The 18,187-nt window shown below is 70.3% G+C and carries 19 protein-coding genes; 8 read left to right on the top strand and 11 right to left on the bottom strand.

Annotation, left to right across the window (positions count from 1 at the left end):
• Position 1: 1 nt before the first annotated feature.
• From OG504_RS48330 to OG504_RS48315, 4 genes are all read right to left on the bottom strand, one after another.
• On the bottom strand, positions 2–1,585 hold the full coding sequence (locus OG504_RS48330) for an ABC transporter substrate-binding protein (protein WP_405995519.1): 1,584 nt from the start codon (positions 1,583–1,585) through the stop codon (positions 2–4).
• A gap of 211 nt (positions 1,586–1,796) precedes the next feature.
• On the bottom strand, positions 1,797–2,555 hold the full coding sequence (locus OG504_RS48325) for an ABC transporter permease (RefSeq protein ID WP_405995518.1): 759 nt from the start codon (positions 2,553–2,555) through the stop codon (positions 1,797–1,799).
• Entirely contained in the window at positions 2,552–3,361 is an 810-nt protein-coding gene (locus tag OG504_RS48320; RefSeq protein ID WP_405995517.1) for a class I SAM-dependent methyltransferase, read from the bottom strand. Before OG504_RS48320 ends, OG504_RS48325 begins: the two co-directional genes overlap by 4 nt.
• Entirely contained in the window at positions 3,358–4,392 is a 1,035-nt protein-coding gene (locus OG504_RS48315) for an ABC transporter substrate-binding protein (protein WP_405995516.1), read from the bottom strand. The genes OG504_RS48320 and OG504_RS48315 overlap by 4 nt, the downstream gene beginning before the upstream one ends.
• A gap of 158 nt (positions 4,393–4,550) precedes the next feature.
• Between OG504_RS48315 and OG504_RS48310 the strand changes: the two genes are divergently transcribed.
• The gene (locus tag OG504_RS48310) at positions 4,551–5,309 is read left to right on the top strand and encodes an ABC transporter ATP-binding protein (RefSeq protein ID WP_405995515.1); all 759 of its coding nucleotides are present in this window, start codon (positions 4,551–4,553) and stop codon (positions 5,307–5,309) included.
• Complete coding sequence (locus OG504_RS48305; RefSeq protein ID WP_405996610.1) at positions 5,306–5,737, top strand: CoA transferase; 432 nt, start codon at positions 5,306–5,308, stop codon at positions 5,735–5,737. The genes OG504_RS48310 and OG504_RS48305 overlap by 4 nt, the downstream gene beginning before the upstream one ends.
• Positions 5,738–6,056: 319 nt before the next feature.
• On the opposite strand, the gene OG504_RS48300 is transcribed toward OG504_RS48305, so the two are convergent.
• Positions 6,057–6,560, bottom strand: a complete 504-nt coding sequence (locus OG504_RS48300) for a VOC family protein (RefSeq protein ID WP_405995514.1) — start codon at positions 6,558–6,560, stop codon at positions 6,057–6,059.
• 121 nt (positions 6,561–6,681) lie between these two features.
• Between OG504_RS48300 and OG504_RS48295 the strand changes: the two genes are divergently transcribed.
• The 3 genes from OG504_RS48295 (at position 6,682) to OG504_RS48285 (ending at position 9,262) form a co-directional block, all read left to right on the top strand.
• Positions 6,682–7,890: an epoxide hydrolase family protein gene (locus OG504_RS48295; RefSeq protein ID WP_405995513.1), complete on the top strand. Its 1,209-nt coding sequence runs from the start codon at positions 6,682–6,684 to the stop codon at positions 7,888–7,890.
• Positions 7,891–8,004: 114 nt separating this feature from the next.
• Complete coding sequence (locus tag OG504_RS48290; protein ID WP_390162704.1) at positions 8,005–8,658, top strand: ClpP family protease; 654 nt, start codon at positions 8,005–8,007, stop codon at positions 8,656–8,658.
• Position 8,659: 1 nt separating this feature from the next.
• Positions 8,660–9,262: an ATP-dependent Clp protease proteolytic subunit gene (locus OG504_RS48285; protein WP_366492331.1), complete on the top strand. Its 603-nt coding sequence runs from the start codon at positions 8,660–8,662 to the stop codon at positions 9,260–9,262.
• 9 nt (positions 9,263–9,271) lie between these two features.
• Here OG504_RS48285 and OG504_RS48280 read toward each other — a convergent pair whose 3' ends face one another.
• Positions 9,272–9,664 (bottom strand): helix-turn-helix transcriptional regulator, encoded by a 393-nt coding sequence (locus OG504_RS48280; RefSeq protein WP_366430607.1) that lies wholly within the window; start codon positions 9,662–9,664, stop codon positions 9,272–9,274.
• Between the two features lie 88 nt (positions 9,665–9,752).
• Between OG504_RS48280 and OG504_RS48275 the strand changes: the two genes are divergently transcribed.
• Positions 9,753–10,532 (top strand): class I SAM-dependent methyltransferase, encoded by a 780-nt coding sequence (locus tag OG504_RS48275; protein WP_405995512.1) that lies wholly within the window; start codon positions 9,753–9,755, stop codon positions 10,530–10,532.
• A 4-nt stretch (positions 10,533–10,536) separates the two neighbouring features.
• Here the strand turns inward: OG504_RS48275 and OG504_RS48270 are convergent, their stop codons facing one another.
• The gene (locus tag OG504_RS48270) at positions 10,537–10,998 is read right to left on the bottom strand and encodes an ATP-binding protein (RefSeq protein ID WP_366492329.1); all 462 of its coding nucleotides are present in this window, start codon (positions 10,996–10,998) and stop codon (positions 10,537–10,539) included.
• An 83-nt stretch (positions 10,999–11,081) separates the two neighbouring features.
• Positions 11,082–12,329, bottom strand: a complete 1,248-nt coding sequence (locus OG504_RS48265; RefSeq protein WP_405995511.1) for a DUF6777 domain-containing protein — start codon at positions 12,327–12,329, stop codon at positions 11,082–11,084.
• Positions 12,330–12,490: 161 nt separating this feature from the next.
• On the opposite strand from OG504_RS48265, the gene OG504_RS48260 reads away from it, so the two are divergent.
• Both OG504_RS48260 and OG504_RS48255 read left to right on the top strand, forming a co-directional pair.
• Positions 12,491–13,780, top strand: a complete 1,290-nt coding sequence (locus OG504_RS48260) for a streptophobe family protein (protein WP_405995510.1) — start codon at positions 12,491–12,493, stop codon at positions 13,778–13,780.
• A 31-nt stretch (positions 13,781–13,811) separates the two neighbouring features.
• A complete protein-coding gene (locus OG504_RS48255) occupies positions 13,812–14,240 on the top strand; it encodes a nuclear transport factor 2 family protein (protein WP_405995509.1) in 429 nt (142 codons plus the stop codon).
• A 51-nt stretch (positions 14,241–14,291) separates the two neighbouring features.
• On the opposite strand, the gene OG504_RS48250 is transcribed toward OG504_RS48255, so the two are convergent.
• Genes OG504_RS48250 through OG504_RS48240 form a run of 3 tightly spaced genes read right to left on the bottom strand, consistent with a single transcriptional unit; the run spans position 14,292 to position 18,170 of the window.
• On the bottom strand, positions 14,292–15,275 hold the full coding sequence (locus OG504_RS48250) for a serine/threonine-protein kinase (protein ID WP_405995508.1): 984 nt from the start codon (positions 15,273–15,275) through the stop codon (positions 14,292–14,294).
• Positions 15,265–15,810, bottom strand: coding sequence for a hypothetical protein (locus OG504_RS48245; protein WP_405996609.1), 546 nt, complete (start codon positions 15,808–15,810; stop codon positions 15,265–15,267). Before OG504_RS48245 ends, OG504_RS48250 begins: the two co-directional genes overlap by 11 nt.
• Positions 15,811–15,827: 17 nt before the next feature.
• Positions 15,828–18,170, bottom strand: a complete 2,343-nt coding sequence (locus OG504_RS48240) for an FHA domain-containing protein (protein ID WP_405995507.1) — start codon at positions 18,168–18,170, stop codon at positions 15,828–15,830.
• Positions 18,171–18,187 lie beyond the last annotated feature (17 nt).

The raw sequence follows: 18,187 nt of genomic DNA, 5'->3' as shown, positions 1-18,187 counted from the left end.
GTCAGGCTCCCTTCAGGCCGATGTTGAGGTAGTCGAACTCGAAGCCGTGCTCGGCGTATCCGCGCACCTTGCGGGAGATGCCGACGAGCCGGTCGGCGAACATCGGGGTCATCGCCCCGCCCTTCTCGATCACCAACGTCTGCGCCTCGCCGTACAGTTCGCGTCTCTTGGTGTCGTCGATCTCGGCACGGGCCCTGTCGAGCACCGCGTCGAATTCCTTGTCGGACCAGGCGGTCTCGTTGTAGGAGGAGCCGCTGCGGAAGATCTGCGTGAAGAGCTGGTCGACGGGCCGGCCGGTGAACCAGTAGGTCGCCATCAGCGGCTTCTTCATCCAGATCTGCGTGTAGTACGAGTCCGCGGAAGCCGTCTTGACCTTGATCCGGATACCGGCGCGCTTCGCCGAGTCCTGGTAGGCGAGCGCCATCGGCGTGAACAGCGGGTCGTAGGAGGAGGTGTAGAGGTCCATCGCCAGACCCTCGTGGCCCGCCTGCTTCAGCAGGTACTTCGCCTTCTCCGGGTCGTGCTTCGGGTGCGCGGAGATGTACGCGGGGTCGCTCGGCGGCACGGGGTTGTCCCAGCCGGCGGTACCCGCCCCCTGGAGGGCGACCTTGACCACGTGCTCGGGGTCGTAGGCGAGCTTCATCGCCTGGCGGACGCGGACGTCGGTGAAGGGCTTCTCGGTGGTGAGCATCGGGAGGACGTACCACTGGGCGTTCTTCACGCGGGCGATGGTGGCGCGGTCGGAGGCAGCGACGACGCGGGCGGTCGCGAAGTCGAGGTTGGTCTGTGACAGCAGGTCAACCTGGCCTGCCAGCAAGGCGTTTGAGCGGGCCGACATGTCGGCGACCGAGTAGAAGGCGATCGCGTCGAGGACGGGCCGGCCTGCGAAGTGGTCCTTGTTCGCGGTGACGCGGCCGGGACCCGCCGGTGCGAACGACTCCAGCTTGAAGGGGCCGGTGCCGATGCCGGTGCGACCGATCGACTTCGCGCTGCCGTCGGGGATGACGTAGCAGTTGTAGTGCGTCAGCAGGCTCGGGAACTCGGCGTTCGGGCTCTTCAGCGGGACGACGAGGGTGTGGGCGTCGGGCGTGCCCAGCTTCGCGGGGTCGATGAGCGGGGCGAGGACGGCGGCCTGCGGGGACGCCGTCGCCTTGTCGAGGATGTGGCGCAGCGTGTAGGCGGCGTCGGCGGAGGTGAAGGCGCGGCCGTTGTGGAAGGCGACGCCCTTGCGGAGGCGGAAGGTCCAGGTGCGGGCCTTGGCGTCGGTCTCCCAGGACTCGGCGAGGTCGGGGGCCAGCTCACCGTTCGCGGCGACGCGGACGAGCCGGTTGTAGAGGGCGCCCAGGTACTCGTACGCGGACAGCGAGCCGGCCGGGTCGAGGGTCTCGGCGTCGGAGGCGGGCGGCCGGGCGATGCGCAGGGTGCCGCCGCGGTCGGGGGCGCCCTTCTCTGCGGCGACCGGCAGGACGGGGGCGGCCTCCGCCCCACTGCAGCCGGTCAGCAGCCAGGACCCGCCGAGCGCGGCGGCCGAGGCGACGCCCGCGGCGAGCACCGACCGGCGGCCCGGGTGGTGGATGTCGGACATGTACCGACCGTCCTTGTCGCTATTCGTTCAGCCGAACGATTGAGTGAAGTTGGTGAACGATAACGAGGGGATGGTTTCCCGCCAACCCTTTGGGCCCGGAAATTAACGTCCGAAACGCACTGGTTACGCGGAGGGGGCGTGCGAGGGGTTACGGAAACGGGCGGCGCGAGGGTGCGGGGACGGACCGTGCGATTGCTCCGAGGTCGGTCGCTCAGCCGGTGATCTCGCGGGCCCAGGGCAGCAGCACCCGCTCCATGACGACGACGGCGTAGAAGAGCAGCACGCTCATCGCGCTGAGCAACGCCATCGCGGCGAAAGCGAGGGGCGTGTCGGCGTTGCCGCCGGAGGCGACGATGACGTAGCCGAGGCCCTGGTCGCCGCCTGCGAACTCGCCGACGACCGCGCCGACGACGGCCAGGGTGACGCCGAGGCGCAGGCCGGTGAAGACCTGGGGCAGGGCCCAGGGGATGCGGAGTTTGCGGTAGGTCTGCCAGCGGGAGGCGGTGAGGGAGTGGGCCAGTTCCGTCAGTTCCAGGGGGACCGAGGTCAGCCCGGCCATGGTCGACACGACGACGGGGAACCAGGCGAGCAGGGCCACCATGAACACCTTCGGGGCGGTCCCGAAGCCGAGCCAGACCACGAGGAGCGGTGCCACCGCGATCTTGGGTACGGCGTTGACGGCGACCAGGAGCGGCATGACCGCGCGTTCCACGCCATGGGACGCGGTGAGCAGGACGGCGGTCGCGAGTCCGGCGCCCACGGCCACGCCGAAGCCGACGGCCGTCTCGGTGAACGTCTGCCAGGTCTGCCGGAGCAGATAGCCGGGCAGCCGGTCGAAGGCGCGGACGACGTCGGGCGGTGACGGCAGCAGGAACGGCCGGATACCGAAGGCGACGGTCGCCAGCCACCACCCGGCCAGGGCGCACCCGGCCGCCAGGACCGGTGGTCCCGCCGCCAGGACGCGTCTCACGCGGCGGGCCTGCGGCCGATGGTCGAGTAGGTGAAGTGGCCGCGCACCAGAAGTCGAGGATCGGCCACCAGCCGGTCCAGTTCGTCGAGTTGGGCCTCCGTCATGCCGGCCGCCAGGAAGTCCTCCCGCGCCTGTGCGATGTTCGCGCCGATCAGCAGCGCGCCCGGGCTACCGCCCGGCCAGGACCGGGCCTCGATCACGGTGTCCACGTCGGTCAGGCCCGCCTCCAGCATGGCGGCGGGCACCCGGCCCGCCCAGGTGGGGTCGTTGCCGTGCGCGGGCAGGACGCTCTCGACGAGCAACTCGTGGTAGCGGTCGACCAGTTGGGCCGCCTCCGGGGTCGGGGCCGCGAGCACCAGCTTGCGGAAGGTCGTCTCGAAGTCCTCCACCACCAGCGCGCCACCGGGTGCGAGCGCCGCCGCGAGCCGTCGGAGAATGGCCTCCCGTCCGGGCAGGTGCAGCAGCACCAGCCGGGCGTGGATCACGTCCCAGGGCCCGTCCGGCACCGGTTCGCTCTCCAGGTCGTGCACGAGCACGTCGTACGGCGGACTCGGCGGCAGGTGACGGGTGTTGACGTCGGTGGCGAGCACCCGCCCGGTCGGTCCCGTCGCGCGGGCGAGCCAGTCGGCGATGCTGCCGCCCCCGGCGCCGGTCTCCAGACAGCGCAGGCCGGTCAGGTCGCCGAGGGAGGTCAGTCGCGAGATCGTGAACTCGTCGAGGATCGCGGGGAGTTGGCCGTGGCGGTCGACAGCCTCGGGGTGGTCGTTGTCGAAGACGTACGGGAGCGGGGTCTCCAAGTCCGTCAACTCCCCTTCATGGCAGCGAAGTCGACGACATCCTGCGGGGTCATCCCGGGCTGGATGACCCCGGCGTTCTGGAGGCTGGTGATGGCCCGTTGCATCCGTGCCTCGGTGATCAGGCCGATCGACGACTCGCCCTCGGCCGTCACGGATGGTGTCATCAGCTTGATCTCCGCGGTCGCTGCCGTGGCGTCCGTCTCCGGGTGCTTGGCGTGCAGCAACTTCCCGGCCTCGTCGGGGTGTTGGATCGTGTACTTCAGCCCCTTGAGCAGCGCGGTGCGGAAGCGCTTGACCAGGTCCGGTTTCTTCGCGGCGATGGCCGCCGTGGTGACGGTGGCGTTGCCGTAGAGGTCGGGCAGGTAGGTGCTGTAGGGGAACACCACGACGTGCTTCGACCTGGCCTGCACGGTGGCCTTCTCGATCGTGGGCCGGCCGATCAGGAACGTGCTGAGCGCGTCGGCCTTTCCGCTCGCGAGGGCCGGGCCCAACTGGACGGGCTGGACGGCGATCCATCGGATCCCGGCGGAGTCGATGCCGGCGAGCTTGGCGTAGCCGGGGAAGAGCAACTGGTTCACGGAGTTCGCGGCGGCCGCGATCCGCTTGCCCTTGAGATCCTTCGGAGTCGTGATCCCCGAACCCTGCATCGCCATGATGGAGACGAGGGTCCGCTGGTGGATGGCGAGTACGGCACGGAAGTCGCGGTAGGCCGTGGAGTTCTTGGCACCCGCGGAAATCATCGCGCCCGTGAAGTCCAAACTTGCGAACTGCGCATTTCCGGAGGCAAGGACCTTGAGGTTCTCACCGGTGGCCTTTCCGAGTTCGATCTTCACGTCGATTCCGGCCTGCCGGAAATAGCCTTTCTGCTCGGCCACCCAGGCGAAGGCGTCCCGCCCCGCCGCACCGAAGGCGGTGACGTAGGTGATGTGATCCTTGGCCGAACTCGTGCCCTTGGACGAGGAGTTGGAGTCACAGGCAACGGCGGCCAGGAGCGTGACCGCCGCACAGAACACCGTCGCCGTACGGTATGAGCGGATCATGCGACCTCCCCTGAGGGGGGGAATGGGTGAGGGGGACGGCGGCACTTGACGGAGCTTTATCGCCGGGGTCGCGATCCGGAAAATCGTACGCGAGCATGTCACAATCCAGCAGAGCGATTTTCGGTACTCCGCGCACGGCGGCCGACGGGAGTCGACGCGTGATCGAATTACGGGGCGTGTCCAAGGAGTTCGCGCACCGGCGAGGCTCCGTCGAAGCGCTTCACGGCATCGATCTGGAGGCGGCCGACGGCGAGTTCGTGGCGATCGTCGGGCGGTCCGGTTGCGGGAAGTCGACCTTGCTGCGGCTGATCGCCGGGCTGGTGCCGCCGACGCGGGGCGAGGTGCTGATGGGCGGCCGGGCCGTCACCGGTCCGCGCCGCGACTGCGCCGTCCTCTTCCAGCGCCCGGCGCTGCTGCCGTGGCGGTCGGTGCTGGACAACGTGCTGCTGCCTGCGGAGATCTCGGGGAACCGGAAGAACGGCTCGCGCGAACTGGCGCTGGGGCTGATCGAGACGATGGGCCTCGACGGCTTCCAGCGACGCCTGCCGCACGAGTTGTCCGGCGGGATGCAGCAGCGGGTGGCGCTGTGCCGGTCGCTCATGCTGCGCCCCCGGGTGCTCTTGATGGACGAGCCGTTCTCCGCGCTCGACGCGCTCACCCGGGACGAGCTGTGCGCCGAGTTGCAGCGGACACATCGCGAGCATCCGTCCACCGTCGTCCTCGTCACGCACTCCGTGGACGAGGCGGTCCTGCTCGCCGATCGGGTGGTCGTCCTCACGCCCCGGCCCGGCCGGATCCGTACGGTCCTCGACATCACCCTGCCCCGGCCGCGCACCCGCTCCGAGGCCGGCCAGGCGGAGCAACTGGCGCGGCGGGCGGCCGAGTTGCACGCGCTGCTGCTGGACAGCGAGAGCTGATCCCACCGGGCCACGACTTCATCCACGCGGAGGCCAACGTCGGCTCCCGCAGCTCCTACCTCGACCTCACCACGGAGGCCGGACGGCAGCGGGGCCACCGGCTCCTCGCGGAGACCGACGTGGTGGTGAACAACCACCGCGGCGACAGACTCGAAGCCCTCGGCCTCGACCCCGCCGCCCGCGCCCGGCAGTACCCGGGCATCGTCTGCGTCTCGGTCACCTGCTACGGGGCCACCGGCCCCTGGGCCGGGCGCGGCGGCTCCGACATGAACGGCTCGGCGGCCTCCGGACTCATGACCGTCGAAGGCACCCCCGAAGCCCCCCGCCTCCCGGTCACCGGCATGATCAACGACTTCATCACCGGGTACATGGGAGCGGTCGGCGCCACGGCCGCCCTGCTCAAGCGCGCCACCGAGGGCGGCTCCTGACCCGTCACGGTCAACCTGACGAGAACCGCGATGTGATACCAGGACCTCGGCCTCGTCGGCCCGGCGGCGGCCGGCAGCGACGAGGAACACTCCCTGCGCGAACCGGGTGCCTACGACGCGCCCAGCCCCCTCGGCGACATCCACAGGCTGGCACCACCGGTCCGGTTCTCCCGGACACCGCCCGCCTGGCCCACCCCGGTCCTGGTGCCCCGGGGATCGAGCGGGCCCCGGTGGCTTCCCTGAGCCGGAGCCCGCTCCCCGCGATCACCCGTCACCCGTCACCCGTCACCCGTCACCCGTCACCTGTCCGGTCCGGCCGTCACTCCCCCGCGAAGGCCTTCTCCAGCGCGGCGAGGTCGAACTTGCTCATCGCCATGAAGGACTCCGTCGCGCGGGCGACCTTCGCGGGGTCCGGGTCGGTGATCATCTCGATGAGCCGGCTGGGGACGACCTGCCAGGACACGCCGAACTTGTCCTTGAGCCAGCCGCAGGGGCCCGGCTCGCCTCCGTCGGTGAGCTTGGTCCAGTAGTAGTCGATGTCCTCCTGGTTCTCGCACGGGATCTGGAAGGAGATCGCCTCGGTGAACTTGAACTCGGGGCCGCCGTTCAGCCCGACGAACTTCTGGCCGAAGGCCGTGAACTCCACGGTGAGCACCGTGCCGGCCGGCAGCGGGGCGCCCTCGCCGTAGTGGCTGATGCGGCCGATGCTGGAGTTCTTGAAGATCGACACGTAGTGGTGGGCGGCTTCCTCGGCCCGGCCGTCGAACCAGAGACACGTGGTGAATCCGTCGGTGGGTGCGTCGGTGGTCATGAGCTCCTCCATGGGCTCCGGGTGCATCGAACACGGTCATCTGTATCGACCGCCGCCCGCCACGAAACTCATCGGTCGGACGGCCGGATAGTCCGGGTGGCCGCACCCCCGCCCGCAACTAGGCTCGGATTCCATGACGTCCTCGCAGGCAGACAGCGTTCAGCCGTTCCGTATCGACATCCCGCAAGCCGACCTCGACGACCTCCACACCCGCCTGGACCGCACCCGCTGGCCCGACGACCTGCCCGGCACCGGCTGGGCGTACGGCGTACCGGCCGGCTACCTGCGGGAACTGGTCCGGTACTGGCGGCACACGTACGACTGGCGCGCGGCCGAGGCGGAGCTGAACGCGTGGCCGCAGTTCACGACCACCATCGACGGGTCGAACGTCCATTTCGCGCACATCCGCTCCCCCGAACCGCACGCCACCCCGCTGATCATCACGCACGGCTGGCCGGGCTCGATCGTCGAATTCGTGGACGTCGTGGGCCTGTTGACCGATCCGGCGGCTCACGGCGGCGACCCCGCCGACGCCTTCCACGTGGTGGTCCCCAGCATCCCGGGCTTCGGGCTGTCGGGGCCGCCGGCCGACACGGGCTGGGAGGCGGGCCGGATCGCCGACGCCTGGGCCGAGTTGATGCACCGGCTCGGCTACGAGCGGTTCGGCGCGCAGGGCGGCGACTGGGGTTCGGTGATCTCCCGCGAGCTGGGCCGCGCCCACCCCGACCGGGTCATCGGCGTCCACCTCAACCTGCTGCCGGGCGCGCAGGCACTCACCGAGCCCACCGCAGAGGAACTCGCCGAACTCGGCCCGGAGGAGCGGGCGGACGCGCTTGAGTCCTGGCGCCGCTGGACCGCCTGGTCGCGCGAGGGCACCGGATACGCCGTCCTCCACGCCACCCGCCCACAGACCCTGGCGTACGGCCTCACGGACTCGCCGGTCGGTCAACTCGCCTGGATCGTCGAGAAGTTCAGGGAGTGGACCGACTCGGAGGAGCTGCCCGAGGAGGCCGTGGACCGGGACCGGCTGCTCACGAACGTGATGCTGTACTGGCTGACGGGGACGGCCGGTTCGGCCGCCCGCATCTACTACGAGCGGGCCCACGCCACCGGCGCGAGGGCCGCAGCGCCCACCCTCCCCTCCACCGCCCCCACGGCGCTCGCCGTCTTCCCGGCCGAGATCCAGATCCCGCTCCGCCACAAGGCCGAGCGCACCGAGAACATCGTCCGCTGGACCAGGCTCGACCGGGGCGGCCACTTCGCCGCGATGGAGGAACCGGACCTGCTGGCAGCGGACGTACGGGCGTTCTTCCGGCAGCTGCGCGAAAAGGACGCCGGCTGATCCGTCTGCTCACGGCGAATCTGCTGAAAGCCTAGAAACCCCCAGGCCGGGGCGTTGTCGGCCGACAGTGGAGACAGGTCACGACACTCTCGACACCCTCGACAAGGAGTGCCCATGTCTCCACTCACGGCCGGTTTCGCACCGGCCCTCATGCCACGCGCCGAGGAGCTCGACACCCCGTCCACCCACTTCGACGACCACCTCGCCGCCCAACTGCTCGGCCAGCGCATCGTGTTCCTCGGTACGCAGGTCGACGAGGTCTCCGCGAACCGGATCTGCGCCCAGTTGCTGCTCCTGTCCGCGGAGGACCCGCGCACGGACATCAGCCTGTACATCAACAGTCCCGGCGGCTCGGTGACGGCGGGCCTCGCGATCTACGACACGATGCAGCTGATCCCGAACGACGTCGCCACGCTGACGATGGGCTTCGCGGCGAGCATGGGCCAGTTCCTGCTCAGCGTCGGCACCCACGGCAAGCGCTACGCCCTCCCCCACGCCCGGGTCATGATGCACCAGCCGTCGGCGGGCATCGGCGGCACCACCGCCGACATCGAGATCCAGGCGGAGAACCTGGACTTCACGAAGAAGACCATCGAACGACTGACCGCCCAGCACACGGGCCAGAGCGAGGAGACCATCTCCCGCGACGGCGACCGCGACCGCTGGTTCACGGCCGAACAGGCCAAGGAGTACGGCATGGTGGACCGGGTCGTCGCATCGCTGGACGATGTGCGCCCGGCCGCCTCCAAGCGACGGATGGGGCTCTGACATGGGGACGTACACGATTCCGAACGTCGTCGAACGGACCCCGAACGGCGAGCGTTCGTACGACGTGTTCAGCCGGCTGCTGTCCGAGCGGATCATCTTCCTCGGCACCGACATCGACGACGGCGTCGCCAACGTCGTCATCGCGCAACTCCTCCATCTGGAGTCGTCGTCCCCGGAGAGCGAGATCGCGATCTACATCAACTCGCCCGGCGGATCGTTCACTTCACTGATGGCGATCTACGACACGATGACGTACGTACAGGCCCCGATCTCGACGTTCTGCGTCGGTCAGGCCGCGTCGACGGCGGCCGTGCTGCTGGCCGGCGGAGACCCCGGACGGCGGTTCGTCCTGGAGCACGCGCGCGTGCTGCTCGGCCAGCCGGCGAGCGGCGGGCAGCGTGGCATGGTCTCCGATCTCGCCCTCCAGGCGAAGGAGATGGTGCGGATCCGCTCCCAGGTGGAGGAGGTGCTGTCGCGGCACACCCACCACGACATTCCCACGCTGCGCGCCGACATGGACCGCGACAAGGTGTTCACCGCGCCGGAGGCCGTGGCGTACGGCCTGGCCGACGAGGTGGTCAGCCGACGCCTCGGCCCGCTCTGAGCGGCGCCGTCAGGCGGCGACCAGACTGAGCTGCCCGTTGTACGGCGAAGTGACCCTGCCCTGACGCCTGTTGCGGTGCCGGCCGAGTTCGTCCCCGGCCAGCGACAGCAGGTCGCCGAGGTCGAGACCGAGGGCGTGGGCGGCGGCCGCGATGACCTCCGAGGAGGCCTCCTTGCGGCCCCGCTCCACCTCCGAGAGATACGGCATGGAGATCCGGGCGGCGTCGGCCACATCCTTCAACGTGCGTTCCTGGGCGAGGCGTTCGCGGCGTAGGACGTCACCGACCAGGTCGCGCCACAGAGGCTCCTTGGGCGCGGGAACCTGTGGCTCCGGCAGGTGAGGGGCCGGCTCGTGCGGGCGCAGCGGAATCACGCGGGCTTGGTTCGGCGCTTGGTTGCTCACCCCCTCAGACTAAAAGCCGTGGACGTGAGGGCAAGGGATCAGCATTCTGCCCTGGGGGGAATCGCCGATACGAAAGGGTGCCGGAACGGTGCTGCGCGACACATTCGACGGAGCTGCGGAGCGCTACGACCGGGCCCGCCCCCGGTATCCGCGCCCTCTGGTCGACGAACTGGCCCGTACGGCGGACCTCGGCCCGAACAGCCGGGTCCTGGAGATCGCCCCCGGCACCGGTCAACTCACCGTCCCGCTCGCCGAGTTCGGCTGCCGGCTGACCGCCGTGGAACTGGGGCCGTCGCTCGCGGCGGTGGCCCGGCGCAATCTGAGCGCGTTCCCGCGGGTCGACGTACAGGTCGCGGACTTCGAGCTGTGGGAGGTGCCGGACGAGCCGTTCGACCTGGTGGTGATCGCGACGGCGTACCACTGGTTCGATCCTGGAAGGTTCCTCGCGAAGGTGGCGTCCGCGCTCCACCCCGGCGGGCACCTCGCGGTCGTCACCACCCACCATGTGGCGGGCGGCACCCAGGACTTCTTCGACCGGATGCAGGAGTGCTACGAACGCTGGGACCCGGCCACCCCGCCCGGCTTCCGGAGCCCCACCGAGGACGAAACGGCAACGGAAACCGGGGAGTTCGAGCACTCCGAGCACTTCGAGGACGTCACGGTGTGGCGCGGGGCGCAGGAGATCACGTACACGACCGACGAGTACCTCGACGTCGTGCTCACGTACTCGAACCATCTCGCGATGGACGAGCCCTCGCGCCAGGGCCTGCTGACCTGTCTCCGGGAGCTGCTGGAGACGCGGTACGGCGGCCGGGTCACCAAGCGGTACCTGCACGAGCTGATCACGGCCACCCGGAGCGGGGTGTAAGGGCCTAGCGGTCCTCGCCGTTCAGGTACACCACGGCGCGCACCCGCTTGCCGACCGGTACCCGTTCGACGCTCACCTGCGCGGCCAGGGCGTGGACTATCTCCAGGCCGTGCCGTCCGATGCGCTCGGGGTCCCGGGCGAACAGCCGGGGCAGGGCGACGCTGCTGTCGCAGACGGACACCGTCACCGAGGTGTCCGTGCCCTCCAGCTCCAGGATGTACGGCCCGTTGCTGTGGCGATCCGCGTTGGTGACCAACTCACTCACCACCAGCAGCAGTTCACCGTCGGACTGGTCGTCGATCGTGGCGCACCACTCGGTTCTGAGCTGTTCCAGGAACTGGTGGGTGAAGTGCCGGGCCGCTGAGATGCAGCCCGGTTCGCCGGTGTAGTGCGCCGCCCGCCTCAGCGGTTCCACGGGCACGTCGAAACGAGTCGGTATCACTACCCCGTCCCGGTGGTCGATCATGCGTGTCTCTCTCGGAAGGCGGCACTGCCGGTGGCTGTCGTACCAGTGCTCGTACCCAGCCCCACGCCCGGCAGTCCCCCCGATCAGAGTGACGGTGAAATCGACCCCGGCGAAACCGGCGCGCTGAAGCTGGACGACGAGGTCGTGGTCGTGTCGGAAGCCGGCGATTCGGGTGGGGAGGACGAGGCCGAGGAGGCGGAAGAGGCGTCCGACGACGCTGTCGACGGCGGCTCGGAGGACGGGGACTCCGAACTCGGCGACGAGGAGGACGGCGAGGACGGTGCGCTCGACGTCGGCGGGCACGGACTGGTGGACGTGCCGGGCGTTCCCGGCGTACCGGGGGCCGTGGAGGCGCACGCCGACGGGGAGTCGGAGGACGGCGAGGTCGGCGGGGACACGGTGACCGAGGGGCTGGCCGGGTTCACCGGCGCCGGGGTCTTGTGGTCGTGCTTGCCCGTGTCGCCGTGGTGGCGGCCGAACCAGTGGTGGTTGTCGGGGTCGTAGATCACGAAGATGTTGATGATCTGGGGTGCGGGGGTGACCACGACGACGTTCTGCGGGCGGTACGAGGACCAGGTGTCGCCGGTGCGCTTGGGGGTGGTCTGCTGGGCGACGGGCGGCGACAGCGGGTTGCCGCAGGCGCAGCGGACGCGGGGCACGCCGTGGTTGTCGACGAGGACCGCGGTGCCTGCCTGGAGGACGGCCTGGTAGCTGGTGGCGGCGCCGTCGCGGTAGCCGTGGTTGGTGACGCGGGTGTCCATGCGCAGTTGTACGGGGGTGAGCGAGCGCAGGTAGGCGGGGACTCCGGCGGGCTGGACGCCGGCGACGGACGCGAACGCGGTGTTCTTCGCCGGGGCTGCCCGGAGGGCCTTGATCTGCTTCTCGACGTCACAGCTGGAGACGTTCTGGGTGCCGCCGTAGAGACCGGGGGCGCCGCCGTCGACGCCGCGCACCGCGTTCACCGGTTCCGAGGCGGTGGGGGACGCGGAGACGGGCGGGGCGGAGCTCTCGGTGGCGCTGGACTCGGTGAACGGGTCGGGCCCGGTCTTGGCCGCGGCCTGGAGGAAGACCTCGCCCTTGCTCGCGGTGTTGCTCGAACCGCCGTCGGACCGGGTGAAGACGAGACCCAGAACCACGGCGGCCACCACGACGGCCGTGAGGATCGCGACCCGCGGCACCGACTTCCACCAGGGCCTGTGCGGCTCCGGCGCCCCGGCACCACCGCTGCCCGAGGGCTGCGAGGGCGGGCCCGAAGGCGGCTGGGAGGGTCCCGACAGCGGGCCGGAGGGCGGTCCGGTGGGGCGGCCTGAAGACGGAGGTTCGACGCTCACGAGCTCTTCTTCCCGACGCGGGTGACAGCGGCACTCGTACCGATTTACGCCGCTTTATCCACAACGAACCCATTGTGTGCTCCGGTCATGGTCCGCCCGCAAGCCGACGCGGACGGCCCTCCCGGCGGGCGCGCTCCCCGGCCGCTGCTTAGCGTGACCATGTGACCCCCCGAACCCCCTCTGACCAGGCAGTAGCCCGCCACGGCTGGCTCCAGGCGCTCGGCACGGTGCTGGCAGGAGCACTCAGCATGGGCCTGGTGTCCGCGCTGGGCCTGTGGGCGGCGGGCGCGGCGGACCTCCCGGACGGCGCGTTCCCCCGGGTCGTCACGGCCACGGTGGTGACGGCGGTGGGCGGCACGCTCAAACTCACCGGCAACGCGGGCTCCCTGGCCGACACCAAGGCAGGCCTGACGGTCATCCCCCTCTCGGTGACACTGACCGGCGCCCTGACGACCGCAGCGGGTTTCCTACGGCCCCTGCGGCACCGCGCGGTCGCCTCGGCGGCGGAACTGGCCGGCTGGGCCGCCCGCATCGCCGTCCTGTGGCTGCTCGCCCTGATCGGACTGGCCCTGGGCGCGCGCCAGAAGTTCTCGATCTCCCTGGGCACCGGAACCCTGGGCGACATCGGCGACCTGCTCGGCACGTCTCCCGAGGTCGGCTTCGAGGCGGACATAGCACAGACAGTGCTGTTCGGCCTGCTGTGGCTGGCAGGAGTCCTGGTCCTGGCCCTCCTGGTGTCACCGGGCGCCCCCCTCCCCGCCCGCCTCCTCCGCTTCCACGCGTCGGTACGCCCGGCGGCATTCGCGGTGGTGGCCCTGCTCCTCACCTACGTGACACTCGGCGTCGTCCTGGCGCTCGTCGTAGCGGCGACACGCGGCGAAGCCGCCCAGACCTTCGCGCTCATCCTCCTGGGCATGCCGAACCTGGTCTGGCTGGCCCTCACCATCGGCCTGGGCGTCACCTGGAACGGCCGTGTCGACGGCCCCTTCGGTCTCCCCGTCCCCCGCCTCCTGAACGAGGTCCTGCGCACCCCGGACGTCTCCACCCTGAACCTGCGCTCGCTCGCCGCCCACGACAGCGGCGTGTGGTGGCTCCTGGCCGTGAACGCGGCCCTGCTCCTCGCCACCGCGTTCCTGATGGCCGCCCGCTCCCCGGCCCACGTACGCGCCTGGCAACACGCCCTCCACCTGGCCATCGCCTTCGCCCTCGCGGTCCTCATGATCTGCCTGATCGGACGGATCTCGGCCCACTACGGCCTCTCCCTCCTAGGCATCGGCGACGTGGGCGGCGGCCTGTCGGGGGACCTGTTCCTGAAGCCCGAGTTGTGGTCGGCGGTGGGGTTGGCCGCGCTGTGGGGGTTGGTGGCGGGGTTCCTGGGCGCGTTGTTGGCGAAGCCGGTCCACCGACGGGGCGAGGTCGAAATCCCCGCGCAGCCGCAACGCCAGGCATGAGAGTGTGCGCCCACCCAAAGGAAGGGCAGACATGGCATTGCCACTCGAAGACCGCCTGGCCATAACGGAGTTGATCGCACTTCACGGCCACCTCGTCGACGAGGGCGAACTCGACCGCCTGAACGAGGTGTTCACCCCGGACGTCGAGTACGACCTCACCGACTTCGGCCAGGGCACACTCACCGGCCTCACCCAACTCACGGACGCGTCCCTCACGTTGGGCGCCGCGAACCCCGTCGCGCACCACGTGACGAACGTGGTGATCGAGGAACTGCCCGACGACCGAATCCAGGCGCGATCGAAGGGCCTGGGCATCAGAACGGACGGCTCGTGCGGATCGGTGACGTATGTGGACACGGTGGTGCGGGTGGGGGTGGGTTGGCGGATCGCGCGACGAAGGATCACGGCGCGGCGGGTACCCCTGAACGGCCTGACGCCGGGGACCACAGCGCCCCTCTAGGGGCGCGGGGAACTGCGCGACCAGCCACAAGGCACCCGCAGACGAAACACCTCAGTCACGCCGCCTGAACACCGGCTCCGCCCACCGAGGCGGCGCAGGAGGCCCCTCATCCCGCCCCCGAGCCACCGCCACCCGCCGGTCCACCTCAGTCGCCGCATGCCCGGCCTCACCCCCGCGCAACTCCGTGACAAACGCAAGACAAGACTCGTACCGATCATCAGGACTCTTCGCCAACGCCCTCGCGAAAACCCCGTCAACATGCCCCGGAAGATCACCCCGGGCCTCGCTGACCGCCGGAGGCATGTCGTACTGGTGCGCCCACAACAGCGCCATGTCGTCGTCACGACGGAACGGCGGCCGCCCCGCCAGGGTCTCGTAGACGACGCACGCCAGCCCGTACACATCGCACCGCCCGTCCACCGGCCGCCCCGAGATCTGCTCGGGAGCCACATAGTCGAGCGTGCCGACGAACTGCCCCACGGTCGTGAACCCGGTCAGGGACAGCGACTTCTTCGTCAGACCGAAGTCGGTGAGGTACACGTGCTCGGGATGATCGCTGTCGGTTCCGCGGGCCACCAGGATGTTCCCGGGCTTCACATCCCGGTGGACCAGCCCGTGTTCGTGGGCCGCGTCCAGCGCGGACGCGACCTGCGTGGCGATGCGTACGGCCGTCGGGAGCGTCAACGGGCCCTCCCGGTCCAGGAGATGACGCAGGTCGCTGCCGGCGACGTAGCGCATCGCGATGTACAGGACGCCGTCCGTCTCGCCCGCCTCGAAGACGGGGACGATGTGCGGGTGGTCGATCGCGGCGGCAACCCGGGACTCGTGGGTGAAGCGTTTGCGGAAGGTGTCGTTGCGGGCGAGTTCCGGGGCGAGGAGCTTGAGGGCGACCGTGCGGTCGAGGCGGAGGTCGTGGGCGCGGTAGACGACCGCCATGCCGCCGCGGCCGATCTCGTCCTCGATGCGGTACCCGGCGATCTGCTGCCCGATCAGTTCGGAGGGGCGGCCGGAGAAGAGGCTCGCGTCACGGACCATCGGGGCTCACGACCTGGGTGGGGGCGTGGCCGGGGTCGGCCGGTTCGGCGCGGGGTCCGTCGTCGGAGGCGTAGGTGCTGAGGCGGGTGCCGTCGCCGTACACCCAGCGCTCGTGGTCGGAGTCGTAGAGCCAGACGGATTCGCCGTCGACGACCACGCCGATCCGCAGGCCCTTGGTGCGGGCCTGGAAGGTGGCGCCGTCCAGGCCGCCGCCCACGAGGTCCTCCACCGCGCTGCGGTAGCGGGCGAGTGCCTGTTCGGCGCGGGCGAGCAGCGGGCGTGGGTCGGCGGTGCGGGTCAGTGGGCCGCCCGCCGCCGGCGGGTCCTGGGAGACGGAGATCAGATGGCGGCCGTCGACCCAGGCGGACCAGCCGTTGGAGCACAGGGCGTGGGCCCAGTCGCCGCGCCGTTCCAGCAGCTGCACCGGGAGCAGCGCGTCCAGCGGCACGGTGGGGCGGGCGGGGTCCGGGGCCTCCCAGGCGGGCATCCCGTGCTCGGGGACGACGTGCGTGGGCCGGAAGCCGGGGGGCGGGATCGTCATCGTGGCGGCCCCTATTTCCGCATCACTGCGGGTTCGTGCCGCCGCAGCAGCCGGGAGACCAGGAATCCGAAGAGCAGCGACAGCACGACCAGCATGCCCATGTTGAGGAGCCACACCCCGGCCGAGTGCCGGAACATCGGGTCGCCGGTCAGTTCGCCCGGCACGATCCGGGCCAGCCCGATGGTGCCGGCCATCCCGCCGAGCGCCCACCGGGAGGGCACCAGCCAGGACAGCTGTTCCAGGCCGGGTACGCCGTGCAGCTTCAACAGGGCGCCGCAGAACACCACTTGGACGATGGCGAGCAGCACCAGCAGCGGCATCGTCACCTCCTCCTTGCGCACCATCGCGGAGACCAGCAGCCCGAGCATCATCGCGGTGAAGGCCAACAGGGCGACGGCCACGGTGATTTCGATCAAGGGTGGCATCAACACCCCTTTGCCACCTGGCGCGTTGAGGTCGACGCCGAAGAGCCCGACCAGGGTGAGTACCACGGCCTGTGCCACGGTGATCGCGCCCAGGACGACGACCTTGGAGAGCAGGTAAGCCGATCTGGAGAGGCCGACGGCTCTCTCGCGCCGGTAGATCGCGCGTTCCTTGACGAGTTCGCGCACGGCGTTGGCCGCGCCGGTGAGCACGCCGCCGACACAGAGGATGAGCAGCGCGTTCATCGCCGTCTCCCGGGTCAGCTCGCTCCCGGCAAGCGCGCGGGCCATCGCGCCCATGACGAACGGCAGCGCGATCATGATGACGAGGAACGTGCGGTCGGCGGCGAGGGCCGCCGTGTACCGGCGGACCAGGGTGCCGAGTTGAGCGCTACGGCTGCGCGGCCGGGGCGGCGGCGGGGCCGCGGCGACCGCACCCGAGCCCAACTGGTGGGGTTGCGCGGTCGAGTTGACGATGTACTGGCGCTGGAAGGGCGAGTCCCTGAACTCCCCCGCCCAGTCCCGCTCCTGGTCCCGTTCGAACGCCTCGAAGGCCTCCGGCCAGTGCTCGAAGCCGAAGTAGGCGAGGGCGTCGTCGGGCGGCCCGTAGTAGGCGACCTTGCCGCCGGGCGCGAGCACCAGCAGCCGGTCGCACACGTCGAGGCTGAGGACGCTGTGGGTGACGACGATGACGGTACGACCGTCGTCGGCGAGGCCGCGCAGCATGTGCATCACCGAGCGGTCCATGCCGGGGTCGAGTCCGGAGGTCGGCTCGTCGAGGAAGAGCAGCGAGGGTTTGGTCAGCAGTTCCAGGGCCACGCTGACCCGCTTGCGCTGGCCGCCGGAGAGGCTGTGCACGGGCTGCGTTGCCCGCTGTTCGAGGCCGAGTTCCCGTACGACCTCCTCGACCCTGGCCTGGCGTTCGGCCTTGGCGGTGTCCTGGGGGAAACGGAGTTCGGCCGCGTAGGACAGGGCGCTGTGCACGGTGAGTTGGGCGTGCAGGATGTCGTCCTGTGGGACCAGGCCGATGCGCTGGCGGAGTTCGGCGTAGTCGCGGTAGAGGTCGCGGCCGTCGTAGAGGACGGTGCCGCGGTCGGCGGGGCGCTGGCCGGTGAGCGCGTTCAGGAGGGTGGATTTTCCGGCGCCGCTGGGTCCGACGACGGCGAGCAGACATTTCTCGCCGACCGGGAACGACACCTGGTCGAGAAGAATCTTGCGGCCTCGGTCGACAGCGACCGTGAGGTCCTGTACGTCGAGGGAGACCTCGCCGGTGTCGACGTACTCCTGCAGCTGGTCGCCGACGAGACAGAACGCGGAGTGTCCGATGCCGACGATGTCACCCGGTCCGACCGGGGCGCGGGCGACGGGCTGGCCGTTGAGGTAGGTGCCGTTGTGGCTGCCGAGGTCGACGATCTCGTACGTCCCGTCCGGCATGGCCCGTAGCTCGGCGTGACGGCGGGAGACGATCAGGTCGTCGACGACGAGGTCGTTGTCGCCGGCCCGGCCGATGCGGACCGTACGGCTGGGCAGCGGTCGTACGGTGGTCGGCTGCCGGAAAGTGCCGGTGAAGGCGGGCATGGACACCGCCGAGGGGCGTTCCGGGGCCGGGGCGGGGCGGTCGGCCAGGGTGACGCACGGGCCGTCGGCCGGGTTGCCGAAGCGGATCACGCTGCCGGGGCCGACGCCCCACTCCTGGACGCGGCGGCCGTCGGCGTAGGTGCCGTTCGTGCTGTGCTCGTCCTCCAGCGTCCAGTGGTCGGCGTCGGGCCGCAGGATCGCGTGGTGCCAGGAGACGCGGGCGTCGTCGATGACGATGTCGCTGAGGGGATCGCGGCCGACGTGGTAGTCGCGGCCCGGGGTCATGACCGTGGAGCCCGATTCCGTCTCCAGGAGGAGTTCGGGCGCGGTCGGCACGTTCGGCCGCTCTGACATGCCCCGAATTCTACCGA

This window comes from Streptomyces sp. NBC_00986, assembly GCF_045162565.1.
Taxonomy (GTDB): Bacteria; Actinomycetota; Actinomycetes; order Streptomycetales; family Streptomycetaceae; genus Streptomyces.
Note: the sequence above shows the minus strand (reverse complement) of the source record. Positions and strands in the feature narration are given on the sequence as shown.

Coding starts and splice junctions, on each gene's coding strand:
- OG504_RS48290 (WP_390162704.1), top strand. CDS start 8,005: ATGTCTCCACTCACGGCCGGTTTCGCACCGGCCCTCATGCCACGCGCC.
- OG504_RS48255 (WP_405995509.1), top strand. CDS start 13,812: ATGGCATTGCCACTCGAAGACCGCCTGGCCATAACGGAGTTGATCGCA.
- OG504_RS48285 (WP_366492331.1), top strand. CDS start 8,660: ATGGGGACGTACACGATTCCGAACGTCGTCGAACGGACCCCGAACGGC.
- OG504_RS48295 (WP_405995513.1), top strand. CDS start 6,682: ATGACGTCCTCGCAGGCAGACAGCGTTCAGCCGTTCCGTATCGACATC.
- OG504_RS48250 (WP_405995508.1), bottom strand. CDS start 15,275: ATGGTCCGTGACGCGAGCCTCTTCTCCGGCCGCCCCTCCGAACTGATC.
- OG504_RS48300 (WP_405995514.1), bottom strand. CDS start 6,560: ATGGAGGAGCTCATGACCACCGACGCACCCACCGACGGATTCACCACG.
- OG504_RS48270 (WP_366492329.1), bottom strand. CDS start 10,998: ATGATCGACCACCGGGACGGGGTAGTGATACCGACTCGTTTCGACGTG.
- OG504_RS48240 (WP_405995507.1), bottom strand. CDS start 18,170: ATGTCAGAGCGGCCGAACGTGCCGACCGCGCCCGAACTCCTCCTGGAG.
- OG504_RS48315 (WP_405995516.1), bottom strand. CDS start 4,392: ATGATCCGCTCATACCGTACGGCGACGGTGTTCTGTGCGGCGGTCACG.
- OG504_RS48330 (WP_405995519.1), bottom strand. CDS start 1,585: ATGTCCGACATCCACCACCCGGGCCGCCGGTCGGTGCTCGCCGCGGGC.